Origin of the sequence: Streptomyces sp. NPDC018833 (assembly GCF_044390825.1) — a bacterium.
In the GTDB taxonomy this organism is placed as follows: domain Bacteria; phylum Actinomycetota; class Actinomycetes; order Streptomycetales; family Streptomycetaceae; genus Streptomyces.
The window spans coordinates 476,901-493,109 of record NZ_JBIRZM010000003.1 but is presented as its reverse complement, the minus strand read 5'-3'; the positions used below and the strand labels follow the sequence as shown (position 1 = coordinate 493,109).

General features: G+C 71.8%; 11 protein-coding genes. 6 read left to right on the top strand and 5 right to left on the bottom strand.

Annotated features, from left to right (window positions below; all coding sequences use genetic code 11):
• Positions 1–35 precede the first annotated feature (35 nt).
• Both ACH5AF_RS09435 and ACH5AF_RS09430 read right to left on the bottom strand, forming a co-directional pair.
• Positions 36–806 (bottom strand): HNH endonuclease family protein, encoded by a 771-nt coding sequence (locus tag ACH5AF_RS09435; RefSeq protein ID WP_398900921.1) that lies wholly within the window; start codon positions 804–806, stop codon positions 36–38.
• Between the two features lie 22 nt (positions 807–828).
• Positions 829–1,692 carry a hypothetical protein gene (locus ACH5AF_RS09430; protein WP_398900918.1) on the bottom strand — a complete coding sequence of 288 codons (864 nt, stop codon included), beginning with the start codon at positions 1,690–1,692 and terminating at the stop codon, positions 829–831.
• 101 nt (positions 1,693–1,793) lie between these two features.
• Between ACH5AF_RS09430 and ACH5AF_RS09425 the strand changes: the two genes are divergently transcribed.
• Both ACH5AF_RS09425 and ACH5AF_RS09420 read left to right on the top strand, forming a co-directional pair.
• Entirely contained in the window at positions 1,794–2,369 is a 576-nt protein-coding gene (locus ACH5AF_RS09425; protein ID WP_398900916.1) for a TetR/AcrR family transcriptional regulator, read from the top strand.
• A gap of 85 nt (positions 2,370–2,454) precedes the next feature.
• A complete protein-coding gene (locus ACH5AF_RS09420) occupies positions 2,455–3,744 on the top strand; it encodes an SGNH/GDSL hydrolase family protein (RefSeq protein WP_398901021.1) in 1,290 nt (429 codons plus the stop codon).
• A 351-nt stretch (positions 3,745–4,095) separates the two neighbouring features.
• Here ACH5AF_RS09420 and mfd read toward each other — a convergent pair whose 3' ends face one another.
• Positions 4,096–7,626, bottom strand: a complete 3,531-nt coding sequence (gene mfd / locus ACH5AF_RS09415) for a transcription-repair coupling factor (RefSeq protein WP_398900914.1) — start codon at positions 7,624–7,626, stop codon at positions 4,096–4,098.
• 289 nt (positions 7,627–7,915) lie between these two features.
• On the opposite strand from mfd, the gene ACH5AF_RS09410 reads away from it, so the two are divergent.
• From ACH5AF_RS09410 to ACH5AF_RS09400, 3 genes are all read left to right on the top strand, one after another.
• A complete protein-coding gene (locus ACH5AF_RS09410) occupies positions 7,916–8,410 on the top strand; it encodes a SigE family RNA polymerase sigma factor (RefSeq protein ID WP_398900912.1) in 495 nt (164 codons plus the stop codon).
• The gene (locus ACH5AF_RS09405) at positions 8,403–8,819 is read left to right on the top strand and encodes a hypothetical protein (RefSeq protein ID WP_398900911.1); all 417 of its coding nucleotides are present in this window, start codon (positions 8,403–8,405) and stop codon (positions 8,817–8,819) included. Before ACH5AF_RS09410 ends, ACH5AF_RS09405 begins: the two co-directional genes overlap by 8 nt.
• A 130-nt stretch (positions 8,820–8,949) precedes the next feature.
• Positions 8,950–10,356 (top strand): DUF2079 domain-containing protein, encoded by a 1,407-nt coding sequence (locus tag ACH5AF_RS09400; RefSeq protein ID WP_398900910.1) that lies wholly within the window; start codon positions 8,950–8,952, stop codon positions 10,354–10,356.
• A gap of 88 nt (positions 10,357–10,444) precedes the next feature.
• Here ACH5AF_RS09400 and ACH5AF_RS09395 read toward each other — a convergent pair whose 3' ends face one another.
• Entirely contained in the window at positions 10,445–13,021 is a 2,577-nt protein-coding gene (locus ACH5AF_RS09395; RefSeq protein WP_398900909.1) for an ABC transporter permease, read from the bottom strand.
• A complete protein-coding gene (locus ACH5AF_RS09390; protein WP_398900907.1) occupies positions 13,018–13,806 on the bottom strand; it encodes an ABC transporter ATP-binding protein in 789 nt (262 codons plus the stop codon). The genes ACH5AF_RS09395 and ACH5AF_RS09390 overlap by 4 nt, the downstream gene beginning before the upstream one ends.
• A 701-nt stretch (positions 13,807–14,507) precedes the next feature.
• Between ACH5AF_RS09390 and ACH5AF_RS09385 the strand changes: the two genes are divergently transcribed.
• Complete coding sequence (locus ACH5AF_RS09385; RefSeq protein ID WP_398900906.1) at positions 14,508–16,133, top strand: MFS transporter; 1,626 nt, start codon at positions 14,508–14,510, stop codon at positions 16,131–16,133.
• The last annotated feature ends 76 nt before the right edge of the window (positions 16,134–16,209 follow it).

Genomic DNA, 16,209 nt, shown 5'->3' with positions numbered 1-16,209 from the left:
GCAGGCTAATCAGCGCCGGCCACGGACCCCACCGGTTATCCGCCGCACTGGGCCAGCATGATCCGCTTGTCGGCAGCCGTCACCGGCAGCTCGTACTTCACGGCGACCTGCGCGAAACGCACCGCGTAGGAGCAGCGGATCGCCTTGTTCGGCGGCAGCCAGGACGCGGGCCCGGAGTCGCTCTTCGCGCTGTTCGCCCGGCCTTCGACCGGCAGCAGGTTCAGCGGGTCGTTGGCCAGTTGCCGGCGTTTGGCCTCGCCCCAGCCGGCCGCACCCATCTGCCAGCTGTACGACAGCGGCACGACATGGTCTATCTGCACCTCGGCAGCGCGCTGCTTGCGCCACTCGATGGTCCTGCCGGTGTACGGATCGTGGACGGTCATCTCCACGACGACGCAGTCGGAGCCGGCACGGAAGGCGAGGCGCTGCCCGTCACGGGCGAGCATGTCGTTGCGCGTGTCGCAGCCGTTGCGCGCCAGAGGGACGCCGTCTGCCGTGTCCATCCACGCGTAGCCGTACTCGTCCCGGTCGTAACCGGTCCTCGGGCCACGCCCCTTGGTGGCCACCTTCGCCATCACCGCGCGGGCGGCGGCCTTGTCCTGCTCGGTGGTGAGGGCGGCCAGCCCCGGCTCCGTGCCCCGCGGATTGACGAGCGGACTCGTACCACCGCCGCCCGGAGCGGCATGCGATGGGCTCCCGTCGCCCTCGGCGCCGCCCCCGTCGATGCCGACGGTGTCGCATCCGGTCAGCAACAGCGCCGCGAGCAGCGCCGCCGCCCCTCCCCCGACCGCCCCACGTCTGTTCACGGTCCGTACCGTACTGCCGGGCTCAGACCTTGCCGATACCGAGGGTGTTCTGCGCGGGCAGCAGTCCGGTGCCGAGCATCGCGACCCAGTACGCGCCGAGCAGTTCGGAAAGGCGCGCCGTGTCGTCGGCACCCAGCGCCGCCCAGGGGGCGGCGGCCATCTCGTCCGTACGCCGCTCGACCTCGGTCCGCAGTGCCCGTCCGTCGGCGGTGGCCCTGCCGTCGGCTGCCGACAGACCGCGTGCCACCAGTCGTTCGTGTGCGGCCGTCCACTCCGCCTCGCTCCAGCCGCGGCTCGCGAAGGTCTCGACCGGGGCGGCACCGATACCGGCGAAGGAGACGAGCGACTCGACGGGATCGAGACCGGCCGTCAGCAGCGCGGCGAGGTGCCCGTCGCCCCGGTGCTCGCGCAGCCGGGTGGCGGCCTGCCACAGGACGAGGTGCGGCTCGTCGGCGGGGAGCGCGGAGTTGGCAGCCGCGAGCGGACGCCCGGCACAGTCCGCGGCCTCCGCGGCGCGCCGGGCGAGGCCGGCGGCCTCCGCGAGCTCCTTCGACGCGACGGCGTCGCCGAGGACGTCCCGGTACGTCCGGTCCACGGCGCGCAGCCTGGCGGCGATCACCTCCGCGGGTGATGCCACGCGCCAGGTGTCGGGGACGTACCGCCGCACCATCGCCGGGCTGAAGCTGTAGAACGCGGAGGAGACCTGCACTGCCCCCGCCTCGCCCAGGGGTGCGGCACGCCAGGCGAAGTAGCTGGGCCAGCGTTCGTCGGTTCCGTAGCCGAGGGCCGCGGCCTCCTCGTAGGCCTGCGGCGCGTAGTACAGCACGGCGTGCAGGGGCTCCAGCAGATGCCACATCTGCCGTACACGCCCGAATTCGTCGGTCATGACGTCTCCTCCGCTTCCTCGACCGCTCCATCTAGACATTGACTAGATTGACTCACCCCGCCAAACTTGTCAATGGCTAGATTCCGCGTACCCTGGCGCTCATGAGCGAGCGCACCTACCACCACGGCGATCTGCGGCGCGCGGTGCTGGCCGCGGCCCTCGACGTCATCTCCGCCGACGGCCCCGCGGCGCTCAGCCTGCGTGATCTCGCCCGCCGCGCCGGGGTCTCCCATGCGGCACCGGCCCACCACTTCGGGGACCGGGCCGGCCTGGTCACCGCGATCGCGGCGGAGGGCTACGAACTGCTGGCCGGGGCGCTCGCCCAGGCGCCGGACCTGCGCGAACGGGGCGTGGCCTACGTCCGCTTCGCCCTGGACCACCCCGCTCATTTCCAGGTCATGTTCCAGCCGGACCTGTACCGCGGCGACGACCCGGACCTCGTGGCCGCCAAGGAACGCGCCTCGGCCGAACTGCGCGCGGGCATCACCAGCCTCGCCGCGACCCCGGAGCCCCGCACCGCCGGCATAGCGGCCTGGTCCCTGGCCCACGGTTTCGCGACCCTGCTCCTGAGCCACAACCTGACCGGCCCGTTCGACGGCCGGGACCCGGAGGAGATGTTCCGCGCCCTCAGCAGCCTTCTGTTCACGGCCGACAGGCGCCAACTGCCCGGGGAATAAGCGGAGTCGATCACCCCTTGAAGGTGTTCGCGTGTACGCGAGCACCTTCGAGATCGGCTTCGCAACCTACAACGGGCGGGACTACATGAGATCCACGAAATCCATGCGGCGCACCGGCATTGCCCTGCTGGCCGCGGCCACGCTCACCGCGCTGCCGGTAGCAGGCACGCACGGCCCGGCCGGAGGCTCCGCCGCCGTCGCGGTCGAGTACAACGGCGGTGCGTGGCGGGGTGCCTGGGCTGCCTCACCGCAGGCGCCGACGGCACCCTTCGGCCCCAACTGGTCGACGCAGGGCTTCTCCGACCACACGCTCCGGCAGGTGGTCCGCGTCTCGACCGGCGGTACCAAGGCCCGTATCGAACTCTCCAACCGCTACGGCACCACTCCGCTGCGGATCACCGGAGCGACGGTGGCCCGCACGGCCGGGGGCGGTGCGGTGCGGGCCGGTTCCGTGCGGCCGCTCTCCTTCGGGAAGGGCCGGTCCGTCACGATCCCGGCAGGTGGCACCGCACGCAGCGACGGGGTGCCGTTCCCGGTCCGGGCCCTGGAGTCGGTGACCGTCACGCTGTATCTGGCCGGGCCGACCGGCCCTGCCACCTTCCACCACTTCGCCGGCGCCACGAGCTACCGGGCGCAGGGCGACCACCGCTCCGACCTGGCCGGCTCGGCGTTCAAGGAGACCGCTGAGTCCTGGTACTACCTTTCCGGCGTCGAGGTCTCCGGCGGCCTCGCCGCGCGCCGGGACGGCGTGGTGACCTTCGGCGACTCCATCACGGACGGCGTCGGCGCCGGCACGAACACCGACAACCGCTACCCTGACGAGCTGGCTGAGCGATTCGCCGCCGCCGGGCACCCGCGCAGCGTCCTCAACCACGGGATCGGCGGCAACCAGGTCACCAACGACACGGTCTGGGCCGGTGAGAAAGGCACCACCCGTTTCGCGCTCGACGCGCTGAGCGAGCCGAACGTCGGCACGGTCGTCGTCCTCGAAGGCATCAACGACTTCGGCGGCAACGGCTGGGAGGGCATCCCCGGCGGGCCGACCCCCGAGGTGTCGGTCGACGAGTTGATCGACGGCCACCGCTCACTGATCCGCCAGGCGCATGCCAAGGGCATCAAGGTGATCGGTGCGACGCTGACCCCGGTCAAGGGCTCCTTCTACTACACCCCGGTCAACGAAGCCAAGCGCGAGGCGTTCAACGAGTGGGTCCGTACGTCGGGCGAGTACGACGCGGTGGTCGACTTCGACCGCGCCGTGGCCGACCCAGCCGACCCGGACCGCATCCTCCCTGCGTACGACTCGGGGGACCACCTGCATCCGGGCGACGCCGGCTACCGCGCGATGGCCGAGGCACTGGACCTCGACGAGCTCTGACACCCGCCCGAGCCCGGGCCGGCTTCGGCGGCCGACGCCGGTTCCGGGCCGGATTGGGCCGCCCTCCGGCAGCGGGCAGCGCTCCGGGCCGGCCCCGGCCAGGCCGTCCCCGGCACGCCCCGGGGCGGTCAGCCCGCGGGGCAAGTCGACCCGGGGCTCCCGAGCCCCGGGTCCCGAGCCCCGGGTCAGGAACCCCGTGGCACGGCGGCCCGGGTCACGTCGGCCCGGGGCAACGTCGGGCGGGGTCATGTCGGGCCCCGGGCTCCCGAGCGCCGGGCCAGGCCGGCCCCAGGTCACATCGGCCCCCGGTTCCCCGAGCCGGGGCACGTCGCCCCGAACCCGCCCCGGCCGCTACGACCCGAGGATCGTCGTGAGGAACTCGCCCGTCCACGCGAGCAGTTCACGGCCCACCACCGGCTTGCCGCCGATCTTGCCCGTCGTCGGGCGCGGCACCAAGATCTGGTGGATGGCCGGCTTGATCACCGTCCGCGGGTACAGCCGCTTCAGCCGCAGCTCCTGCGATTCGCGCAACTCGACCGGCGCGAACCGGATGTTTGACCCCTGGAGCACGATCTCACCGACACCGCACGCCCGCGCCAGCATCCGCAGGCCCGCCACCAGCAGCAGGTTCTCGACGGGCTCGGGCAGCTTGCCGTAGCGGTCGGTGAGCTCCTCGCGGACCGCCTTGACGTCCTCCTCCGAGTTGGCGGAGGCGATCGCACGGTACGCCTGGAGACGCAGCCGCTCTCCCGGCGCGTAGTCGTGAGGGACGTGCGCGTCGACCGGCAGCTCGATCTTGACCTCCAGCGGCGGCTCCTCCTCCACGCCGCCCTCGAGCGAGGCCCGGTAGTCGGCGACGGCCTCGCCCACCATCCGTACGTACAGGTCGAAGCCGACGCCAGCGATGTGTCCGGACTGCTCGCCGCCGAGGAGGTTGCCCGCGCCGCGGATCTCCAGGTCCTTCATGGCGACGTACATGCCGGCACCCATCTCGGTGTGCTGGGCGATGGTCGCGAGCCGCTCGTGCGCGGTCTCCGTGAGCGGCTTCTCCGGCGGGTAGAGGAAGTACGCGTACCCCCGCTCGCGGCTGCGGCCGACACGGCCACGCAGCTGGTGCAGCTGCGAGAGGCCGAAGTTGTCGCCGCGCTCCACGATGAGTGTGTTGGCGTTCGAGATGTCGATGCCGGACTCGACGATCGTCGTCGAGACGAGCACGTCGAACTTCTTCTCCCAGAAGTCCACGACCACCTGTTCCAGGGCGCTCTCGCCCATCTGGCCGTGGGCGGTGGCGATACGGGCCTCGGGCACGATCTCCCGCAGCCGCGCGGCCGCCCGGTCGATCGACTCCACGCGGTTGTGGATGTAGAAGACCTGGCCCTCGCGCAGCAGTTCACGCCGCACGGCCGCGCCGATCTGCTTCTCCTCGTACGGGCCGACGAAGGTCAGCACGGGGTGCCGCTCCTCCGGGGGCGTCGTGATCGTCGACATCTCGCGGATGCCGGTGACCGCCATCTCCAGGGTCCGCGGGATCGGGGTGGCGGACATCGTCAGGACGTCCACATTGGCCCGCAGCTTCTTCAGCTGCTCCTTGTGCTCGACGCCGAAGCGCTGCTCCTCGTCGACGACGACCAGCCCCAGGTCCTTGAACTTCGTCTCGGACGAGAAGAGCCGGTGGGTACCGATGACGATGTCGACGGAACCGTCCCGCAGCCCCTCCAGCGTCGCCTTCGCCTCCGCGTCCGACTGGAAGCGGGACAACGCCCGGGTGACGACGGGGAACTGCGAGTACCGCTCGGTGAAGGTGCCGAAGTGCTGCTGCACCAGCAGCGTCGTCGGGACGAGGACGGCGACCTGCTTGCCGTCCTGCACCGCTTTGAAGGCCGCTCTCACCGCGATCTCCGTCTTGCCGTAGCCGACGTCGCCGCAGATCAGGCGGTCCATCGGGACCGTCTTCTCCATGTCCTCCTTGACCTCGGCGATCGTGGACAACTGGTCGGGCGTCTCGGTGTACGGGAAGGCGTCCTCGAGCTCGCGCTGCCACGGGGTGTCGGGGCCGAAGGAGTGGCCGGGGGCGGCCATCCGTGCCGAGTACAGCTTGATCAGATCGGCGGCGATCTCCTTGACCGCCTTCTTGGCGCGCGCCTTGGTCTTCGTCCAGTCCGCGCCGCCGAGCCGGTGCAGCGTCGGCGCCTCGCCGCCCACGTACTTGGTGACCTGCTCCAGCTGGTCGGTGGGGATGTAGAGCCGGTCACCGGGCTGGCCGCGCTTGGCGGGGGCGTACTCGACGAGCAGGTACTCGCGGGTGGCGCCCTGCACGGTGCGCTGCACCATCTCGATGTAGCGGCCCACGCCGTGCTGCTCGTGGACGATGTAGTCGCCGGTCTCCAGCGTGAGCGGGTCGATGGTCTTGCGGCGCCGGGTCGGCATCCGCCGGCCGTCCTTGCCGGCTGCCTTCTGGCCGGACAGGTCGGTCTCGGTCAGCACCGCCAGCCTGAGCGCCGGGTCGATGAAACCGTGGTCGATGGAGCCGCAGGCGACGTGGACGACGGACGGCGCGATCACGGCGAGGTCCGCCTCCAGGCGGGCGGCGATGCCCTCGCCGCCCAGCACCTCGACGGTGCGGGCGGCCGGCCCCTGAGCCTCGGTGACGAAGACGGTGCGCCAGCCGTCGGCCAGCCAGCCCTTGGTGTCGGCGAGCGCCCGGGCCGTGTCGCCGCGGTACGACTCCGGGGCGTGCATGCCCAGCTTGAGGGTGTCGTCCGACATCTCCTCGTCCGCCGCGAAGGGGGACACCGACCACCACATCATGCCGAGCTCGCGCGCCCGGTCGCGTACGTCCGCGATGCCCCACAGCGAGGCCGCGCCGACGTCGATCGGGGCCTCTCCCCCGCCCGCGGTCGCCGCCCACGACGCCTGGAGGAACTCCTGACTCGTCGCCACGAGATCCGCGGCCCGGGTCCGCACCCGCTCCGGGTCGCACACGACGGCCATGGAGCCCTTCGGCAGCACGTCCAGCAGCAACTCCATGTCGTCGACGAGCACCGGGGCGAGGGACTCCATGCCCTCGACCGCGATGCCCTCGGCGATCCTGCCGAGCAGCTCCCCGAGCTCGGGATGCGCCTCGGCGAGCACGGCGGCCCGTCGCCGAACCTCGTCGGTCAGGAGGAGCTCACGGCACGGCGGCGCCCACAGCCCGTGCTCCGCGACTTCCAGCGAGCGCTGGTCGGCGACCTTGAAGTAACGGATCTCCTCGACGTCGTCGCCCCAGAACTCCACCCGGAGGGGGTGCTCCTCGGTCGGTGGGAAGACGTCCAGGATGCCGCCGCGCACCGCGAACTCGCCGCGCCTCTCGACCAGTTCGACACGGGAGTACGCGGCGGCCGCGAGGCCCTCCACGATCTCGTTCAGATCGGCCTGCTGTCCCGTCCGCAGCTCCACGGGCTCCAGGTCGCCGAGGCCCTTGACCTGCGGCTGGAGCACGGAGCGCACGGGTGCGACGACGACCTGCACGGGGCCTGCCGCCGGATCGTCGGCCGAGGGGTGCGCGAGCCGGCGCAGCACGGCGAGGCGGCGGCCGACCGTGTCGGAGCGGGGCGACAGGCGCTCGTGCGGCAGCGTCTCCCACGACGGGTACTCGACGACGCCCTCGCCGGGCAGCAGCGAGCGCAGCGCGGCGGCCAGGTCCTCCGCCTCGCGCCCGGTCGCGGTGACGGCGAGCACCGGCCTGCCCGTGTCACGGGCGAGGGCGGCCACGGCGAACGGCCGGGCGGCGGGCGGCCCCACCAGGTCGACGTGCATCCGGTGGCCGTCCCCGGCCGCCTTGACCGCTTCGGCGAGGGCCGGGTCACGTACGACGGCATCCAGCAGACCGTGCAGGCTCATGAAGGGCTTTCCGTCCAGAGGATCCGGGAGGATCCCGGGGGTGGGCAACGCGATGCGCCCGACACGTCTGGGGTTCCCCATGTCGAAGACCAGGGGCGGGCCGGGGGTCTCCAGCGTACGACGGTGGTACGACAGCCGCGCCCCGGTCCCGGGCGACGAGGCGGGCGGCGCGCGGACCGGGCGGCGGCCACGTGCGGACGCGGAGAGAAGAAAACCTCGTACCGGCGTCAACCGGATCACCTCCCGCGTGCGTATAAGCGGTGAGACCCGCCACCCGACAGGAGCCGCATTGACCGACGAGGAGTTCGAGGAGTTCTACGCGCACTCCGTGAAACACCTGGTCGGGCAGGTGTATCTGATGACGGGGGATCTGCACGAGGCCCAGGACGTGGTCCAGGAGGCGTTCGTACGCGGCTGGGCGCGGCGCTCCCGGCTGCGGTGGGACGGCCGGCCCGAGGCGTGGATCCGCACCACGGCCTGGCGGCTCGCGGTGAGCCGGTGGCACGGGCGCGGCCGGGCGGCCGCTGCCTGGCGGCTGCGCCACGGGGAGCTGCCGGGCTCGGCGCCCGCGCCGGACGCGGAGACCGTCGCGCTGGTCGCGGCGCTGCGGCAGCTCTCCGAACGCCAGCGGCGCGTCGCCGTCCTGCACTACGTGTGCGATCTCACCGTCGAACAGGTCGCCGCCGAGACGGGAATCTCGGCGGGCACGGTCAAGACCCATCTCTCCCGCGCCAGGGCCGCGCTGCGGCCCCATCTGATCTCGGAGGAGGAGCACGGTGTCTGACGTCCCGGGCCGCATCCCGGCCCCCGCCGCGGACGGACACGACGAGGCGCTGTCAGCCGCCCTCAAGCGGGCCGCCGCGGCCGGCGGCCGGGCCGTCGTGCCCGAGCCGGCGCAGCTCGTGGTGGCCCGCGGGGCGCGGCGCCGACGCCGCACGCTCGCCGTTGCGGCCGTGTGCGCGGTGTGCCTGCTGGCCGGGGCGGGCGCGCTGACCGCGGTCCGCCTGGCCGCATCCGACCAGGGCGTGCCGGCGGCACCGCCGTCGCCCTCGCCCTCTCCCTCGGTGTCGGTGCCGCCGCCCGACACGGGTTTCCCGTCGCCGGGCGGGCTGTCCCCGACCCCGACGGGGCTCGCCTCGACGTCCCTGCCGCCCGACGGCGACGACCACCCGGGCTCGGCCGCCTCCCCCTGACCGCGCCTCTCCCCGAGCGCCCCTTTCCCCGACCACGCCTCTCCCCGGCCCCTTCTCTCCCCGACCGCCGCTTCCCCTGCCCCGTCCCCTGACCGTCCGCAGCCCCCATCCCCACCGCAAAGGCCCGTCCATGCCAGGAGTCCTTCTCGCCGTGCCCGGGACCAGGGCTGTCGCCCCGCGTCCCGCGCCCGCGGCACGGCGGCGCCGCACCGTGGTGCCGTACGTCCTCGCCGGTCTGCTGTTCATCGCGTACGCGACGATCTCCGTCAGCCGCTATCGCCGGATGGACACGCTCTCCTGGGATCTCGGCATCTTCGAGCAGGCCGTACGGGCCTACGCCCACCTCCAGGCGCCCGTCGTGGATCTCAAGGGCCCCGGGACGCTCGTCCTCGGAGACCACTTCAGCCCGGTCACCGCACTCCTCGCCGCGCCCTACCGGCTCTTCCCCTCTCCCGTCACCCTGCTCGTCGCACAGGCCGCGCTCTTCGCCGTGTCCGTGATCCCGGTGGCCCGCCTCGCGGGAGTCTCGATAGGTCTCGCGTACGGGCTCTCGTGGGGCGTGCAGCGCGCGGTCGACTTCGACTTCCACGAGATCGCCTTCGCCGTGCCGCTGATCGCGTTCGCTCTGGAGGCCGTCCTGCGCGGGCGCTGGTACCGCGCTCTGGCGTTCGCCGTCCCGCTCGTCCTCGTCAAGGAGGACCTGGGAGTCACCGTCGCCGCGTTGGGCCTGGTGGTGGCGTTGCGCGCCCGGCGCGCCTCGCCCCGGGCGGCGCTGTGGGGGCTCGGGACCGCCGCGTTCGGGGTGGTGGCGGCACTGGTCACGCTGACGCTGGTCATTCCCGCCTTCAACACGGGTGGCGGGTACGACTACTGGGACAAAGTGGGGCGACACGACAACGCGGTGGGCTTCCTCACCACCGCCCTCGACGTCAAACTCCGCACGCTGGCCTGGCTCCTGCTGCCGACGACCGGCCTGCTCGCCCTGCGCTCGCCGCTGCTGGTGGTGGCCCTGCCCACCCTCGGCTGGCGCTTCCTGTCCGCCGAGGACCACTACTGGTCGACCGACTGGCACTACAACGCGGTTCTCATGCCCGTCCTCGCCTTCGCGCTCGCCGACGCCGTGGACATCTGCCGCCGCAGCCCGCACACCTGGCTGCGCGCCTACGCCTTCCGGCTGCCGGCCTGCACGGCGGCCGCGGCACTCGCGCTGACGACCACACTGCCGCTGGGCGCGCTCACCGATCCCGCGACCTACCGCAGGAGCGGTCAAGTGGCCGCAGCGGAAAGGCTGTTGGAACGCATACCGGACGGCGTGTCGGTCGAGGCGAACATCGGCCCGATCAGCCGGCTGACGGGCCGCTGCCGCGTCTTCTGGGTGGGCGGCGCACGGGGCGAGACGCCGGACTACATCGCCCTCGACAACACCGACGGCGACTTCCCGCGGCCGGAGGAGTACGCCGGGAGGCTGCACCCCGGAGCCCGTTACTCCCTGACCGGGGCGGCCGGCGGCTATCTGCTGCTCCGACTCCGCGCCTGACGTCCGGTCCGGCACGAGCGGCGGCCCCGGATGTCCGACATGGACATCCGGGGCCGTCGAGGGCCCGCGGTCCCCCGTGCTGCGGGCCCTACTCCGTGGCGATCGCGTTCAGCACGTTCATCCGGCCCGCGCGGAACGCCGGCACCAGCGCGGCGAACAGTCCGACGAACGCCGAACCCACGAAGACCGTGATGATCGTCGGCCACGGAATCTCCAGCACCCCCAGCCCCTCCAGCGCCAGGAGTTTCTGCGCCGAGGTGCCCCAGCCCATGCCCAGGCCGAGTCCGAGCAGCGCGCCGAACAGGGCGATGACCACCGACTCCAGGCGGATCATGCGCCGCAGCTGGCGGCGCGAGAGACCGATCGCGCGCATCAGGCCGATCTCCCTGGTCCGTTCGACCACCGACAGGGCGAGGGTGTTCACCACACCGAGGATCGCGACGATGATCGCAAGCGCCAGCAGTCCGTAGACGATGTTCAGCAGCTGGCCGACCTGGTCCTTGAGATCCTGCTTGAAGTCGGTCTGGTTCTGCACCTTGTACTGCGGGTAATCGGCCAGCGACTTCTTCAGGGCGGCGTACGCCTCCTTCTCCTTGCCGTCCTCCGCCTCGGCGAACATGATCACGTTCTGGGGCATCCTGTCGGCAGGGACGTACCGGGCGGCGGTCGTGAGGTTCGTGTACATCGCGCCCTTGTCGACGTTCGAGTCGTCGGAGGTGATGGCCGCGACCTTCAGATCCGCGCTCTTCCCGTTCCGGAACGCCACCTCGATCGTGTCGCCGACCTTCACGCCGTGCCGCTCGGCGTAGTCCTCACCCACCGACATCGCGTCCTTCCCGTACGCGGCGGCCAGGTCACCCGCGACGGTCTCGCGGCGCAGGTCCTCGGCGTACGTCGGGTCGGCCGCGACGAGTTGCTCGGACTCGGTCCTGCCGTCGGGGGCGGTGATCTTCGCCCGCACGACCCGGTACTCGGTGACGTGGGCGATGCCGGGCGCCTTCTCCAGCGCCTGCTGCGCCTTCGGCACGATCTCCCGGCCGTCGTTGGCGGCGGACTGCACGATGAAGTCGGCGCCGACCGACTTGTCCAGCTCCTCGGTCGCCGAGGCGACCATCGACGAGCCGACCACGGACAGGCAGGCCACCAGCGCCAGACCGATCATCAGCGCGGCGCCGGTCGCTCCGGTGCGGCGCGGGTTGCGCAGCGCGTTGCGCTCCGCCATGCGTCCCACCGGACCGAACATCCGCAGCACCAGGGCGCTGATCACCCGGATCACGACACCCGCGAGCAGCGGGCCGATGACGATGAAGCCGATCAGGGAGAGCACGACGCCGAGGCCGAGGAACAGCGATCCCTCGCTCGCCTTGTCCGCCTGGGTGGCGACGACCAGCGCGGCCGCGCCGCCGCCCGTGAGGACGAGGCCGATGATGCCGCGGACCAGTCCGGCCCTGCCGTCCGCCGGGGTTCCGGCGTCGCGCAGGGCGGCCATCGGGGAGACCTTGCCGGCCCGGCGGGCCGGGATGTACGCGGCGAGCACGGTGACGACGATGCCGAGGGTCAGGCCGACCGCGGGGGTCGTCCACTTCACGGTCAGGTCGTCGGTGGACAGGTTCATGCCCACCGCGCCCATCATCTTCATCAGCCCGACGGCCAGGCCCACGCCGGCTGCCACGCCCGCGATGGAGCCGACCACGCCGAGCAGCACCGCCTCGACGAGCACGGAACGGTTGACCTGCTTGCGGCTGGAGCCGATCGCCCGCATCAGGCCGATCTCACGGGTGCGCTGGGTGACCAGCATCGAGAAGGTGTTGACGATGAGGAAGATGCCGACGAGCAGGGCGATCCCGGCGAAGCCGAGCATCGCGTACTTCATGACGTCGAGGAAGGATCCGACCTCCTCGCGGCCCGCGTCCGCCGCTTCCTTCGCGGTCTGCAGCTTGTACGGCCGCTCCAGCTGGGCGGCCACGTTCTTCTTGAGCTGCTCGTCGCCGACGCCCGGCGCGGCGGTGACCAGGATCTGCGTGAACAGATCCTCCTTGCCGAGGAGTTCGCGCTGGGCGGTGGCCGTGTCGTAGTAGACGACGGCGGCGCCCGGATTGGTGACCTTGAACGTGGCGATGCCGGAGATCTTCGCGGTGAAGTCACCGGTGACGGCGATCGTGCGCAGCTCGTCGCCGAGCTTCAGGCCGTGCCTGTCGGCGGTGTCGGCATCGACCATCACCTCGGTGGGGCCGCGCGGGGCGTGCCCGGAGGTGATGTCCATCCACTTGAGCTCGTTCTTCGTCCAGTTCGCGGCGATGGTCGGGGCTCCACCGTCGGACCCCATGTTCTTGTTCGCCGAGTCGACGACGGTCACGCTCAGGCTCACGACCGCGCCCTCGGCGGACTCGACGCCTTCCGCGGCGGCGACCTCCTGGACGAGGGAGGCGGGCAGTGACTCGGGCCTGCCGGTGGGCGGATTGTCCTTGTCGCCCGAACCCTTCGGGGTGACGGTGACGTCGGAGGCGGTCACGGCGAAGAGCTTGTCGAACGTGGTGTTCATGGTGTCGGTGAACACCAGCGTGCCCGACACGAAGGCCACGGACAGCAGGACCGCCACCGCGGAGAGCGCCATTCTCCCCTTGTGGGCGAAGAAGTTGCGCAGGGAGTTCTTCAGGACGGTCATGACGTACGCCCCCGGGCGTCGAAGTCCTTCATGCGGTCGAGGACGGCCTCGGCGGTGGGCCGGAGCATCTCGTCGACGATGCGGCCGTCGGCGAGGTAGAGCACGCGGTCCGCGTAGGAGGCGGCGACCGGGTCGTGCGTGACCATCACGATGGTCTGGCCGAGTTCGTCCACCGAACGGCGCAGGAAGCCGAGGACTTCGGCGCCCGCCCGCGAGTCCAGGTTTCCGGTCGGCTCGTCACCGAAGATGATCTCGGGCCGGGCGGCCAGCGCGCGGGCGACGGCGACGCGCTGCTGCTGACCGCCGGAGAGCTGGGTCGGCCGGTGCTTCAGCCGCTCGCCCAGGCCGACGGTGTCGACGACCCTGTTCAGCCACGCCGCGTCCGGCTTGCGTCCCGCGATGTCCATAGGAAGCGTGATGTTCTCCAGGGCGTTCAGCGTGGGCAGCAGGTTGAACGCCTGGAAGATGAACCCGATCCGGTCCCGGCGCAGTTGCGTCAGCTTCTTGTCCTTGAGCCCGGTGATCTCCGTGTCGTCGAGGAATATCTGGCCCGAGGTGACGGTGTCGAGGCCGGCCAGGCAGTGCATCAGCGTCGACTTGCCCGAGCCGGACGGCCCCATGATGGCCGTGAACTGCCCGCGGGCGATGTCCACGTCGACGTGGTCGAGCGCGACGACCTGGGTCTCCCCGGCGCCGTAAGCCTTGACGACCTGCCGCCCCCGTGCGGCGACGGCCGTACGCCCTCCGGTCTCCCCGTGTGCGGGGGTGGTTACAGCCGTTGTCACGGTAGGTCTCCTAGCTGTGGGAAGTGACGACGTCAGATCGCCACGGGTACGTGTCGAGTCTTGCGACGGAAGCGGTCCGGCGCGCTGGTGCGCAGCGCAGTTCCGGCCCGGGGGTTTTCCCCACCCCCTGCCGGTGCGCGGCCCCGGTTGCGGCCGTAGGACCAAGTTAAGGAAAGGCACCGGCCCTTCTCGTCGTCCGCCGGGACGACCGCTCCCTGACCGGAAGTAAGGACATCCCCCTAGGGGCTCTCCACCCTCAGGTGGAGGCCGGCAGGTCGAGAGTGCACCCTCCCGCTGCGTCAGGTTCAAGTGACGAATCCCCTCACCGAAGGGAGGGGATGGGGGCAACGACCCTTCCGATGCCGGCCGGAGGCGTTGCCTCGTCCTGCCGACGATTGGCTGCGCGGGGCCGTCATCAAACTCGTCCGGCATGGCCTCTGTCCCGAGTCGCGCGCGGTCCTCCACCCGGTCGTCAAGACCACCGGCGGCGATCGGCAAGGACTTCTGCGTTCGGCGTTCGGCGTTGGGTGTCCGGAGTTCGGTGTTCGGCGTTCGGCGTTCGGCGTTCGGCCGGTTCAAGACCCGCTTGCCACCGGTCCCGGAGCCATGACCTCATGGCCTCCGCCGGAGGACCGGAGCATTCCCCGTTGCCGGATGAGAGGGTGTCCCCGGAAATAGATGCAGGGGGAAAGGACCCGGGCATGGACGTCGAGGAGACACCTGGTGACGGCGCGGCGTCCCCGGCGCGGGGCGGGAAGCACACCGGCGCGGCGGCGGACGGCCCCGAACCGGGCGGAACCAGCCGCGGACCGGCCCCTGTGGCGGCCCGCGGAACGCGCGGCGGGCCGGACACCCCCACACCCGCCCGTCGCGGGCCCGTCGTCGCCGCACTCATGCTCGGGATGGCACTCGCCGCCCTCGACGGGACCATCGTCTCCACCGCCGTGCCGCAGATCGTCGGCGATCTCGGCGGCTTCTCCGTCTTCTCCTGGCTGTTCTCCGGCTATCTGCTCGCCGTCACCGTCACCCTGCCCGTCTACGGCAAGCTGTCGGACACCTTCGGCCGCAAGCCCGTCCTCGTCGCGGGCATCGTGCTGTTCCTGATCGGCTCCCTGCTGTGCGCCGCCGCGTGGAACATGGCCGCGCTCATCGCGTTCCGCGTCGTCCAGGGGCTGGGCGGCGGGGCGCTCCAGGGCACGGTGCAGACGATCGCCGCCGATCTCTACCCGCTGAAGGAACGGCCCAGGATCCAGGCCAGATTGTCGACGGTGTGGGCGGTGGCGGCGGTGGCGGGACCTGCGGTCGGCGGGCTGCTCGCCGCGTACGCCGACTGGCGCTGGATCTTTCTGATCAACCTGCCCGTCGGCGCCGTCGCGCTGTGGCTGGTCGTCCGTTACCTGGTCGAGCCCTCCCGCCCCGCGCCCGCGGCCCGCCCCCGCGTCGACTGGGCCGGAGCGCTGCTCGTCTTCGCGGCCGGCGCCCTGGTGCTCACCGCTCTCGTCCAGGGCGGTATCGCGTGGCCGTGGCTGTCGCCGCCGTCCCTGGTGCTGTTCGGGGGCAGCGCGCTCCTCATCGCCCTCACGGTCGTCGTCGAACGCCGGGCGGCCGAGCCGATCATCCCCGGCTGGGTCTGGCGGCGGCGCACGATCGCGGCGGTGAACCTGGCCCTGGGGGCACTGGGTCTGCTGATGGTGGCCCCGACGGTGTTCCTGCCGACGTACGCGCAGTCCGTCCTCGGCCTCGGGCCCATCGCGGCCGGGTTCGTGCTCTCGGTGATGACCCTGAGCTGGCCGGTCAGCGCCGCGCTGTCCAACCACGTCTACACACGCATCGGCTTCCGTCCGACCGCGATCATCGGCATCGGCCTGGCCATGCTGATCCTGCTCGCCTTCCCCCTGCTGCCGTACCCCGGCGCGCCCTGGCAACCGGCGCTCGTCATGCTGCTGCTCGGCGCCGCGCTCGGGCTCTTCCAGCTGCCCCTGATCGTCGGTGTCCAGTCCACGGTCGGCTGGTCGGAACGCGGCACGACGACCGCGTCCGTCCTCTTCTGCCGCCAGGTGGGCCAGTCGGTGGGCGCGGCCCTGTTCGGTGCGATCGCCAACACCGTGCTGGTCTCCCGCCTCGGCGGCGGGGACCTCGACTCCGTCTCCCGTGCGCTGGAGCACCCCGTGCCGGGCGCGGCGACGGACACGCTGCGCAGGGCGGTGGACGCGGCGGTGGACCACGTCTATGTGGGCGCGGCCGCGGCGGCCGGTCTGGCGCTGCTGGCGCTGGTGTTCGTGGCACCGCGCCGATTCCCGGTCATCTCGGACAAGGCGGACGCCTGACAGCGGTTCGCCGGGAGCGCCGACGACGGCGGCCGGAATCGTCACCGAACCGACATACCGAGCGGTCGGAAACCCC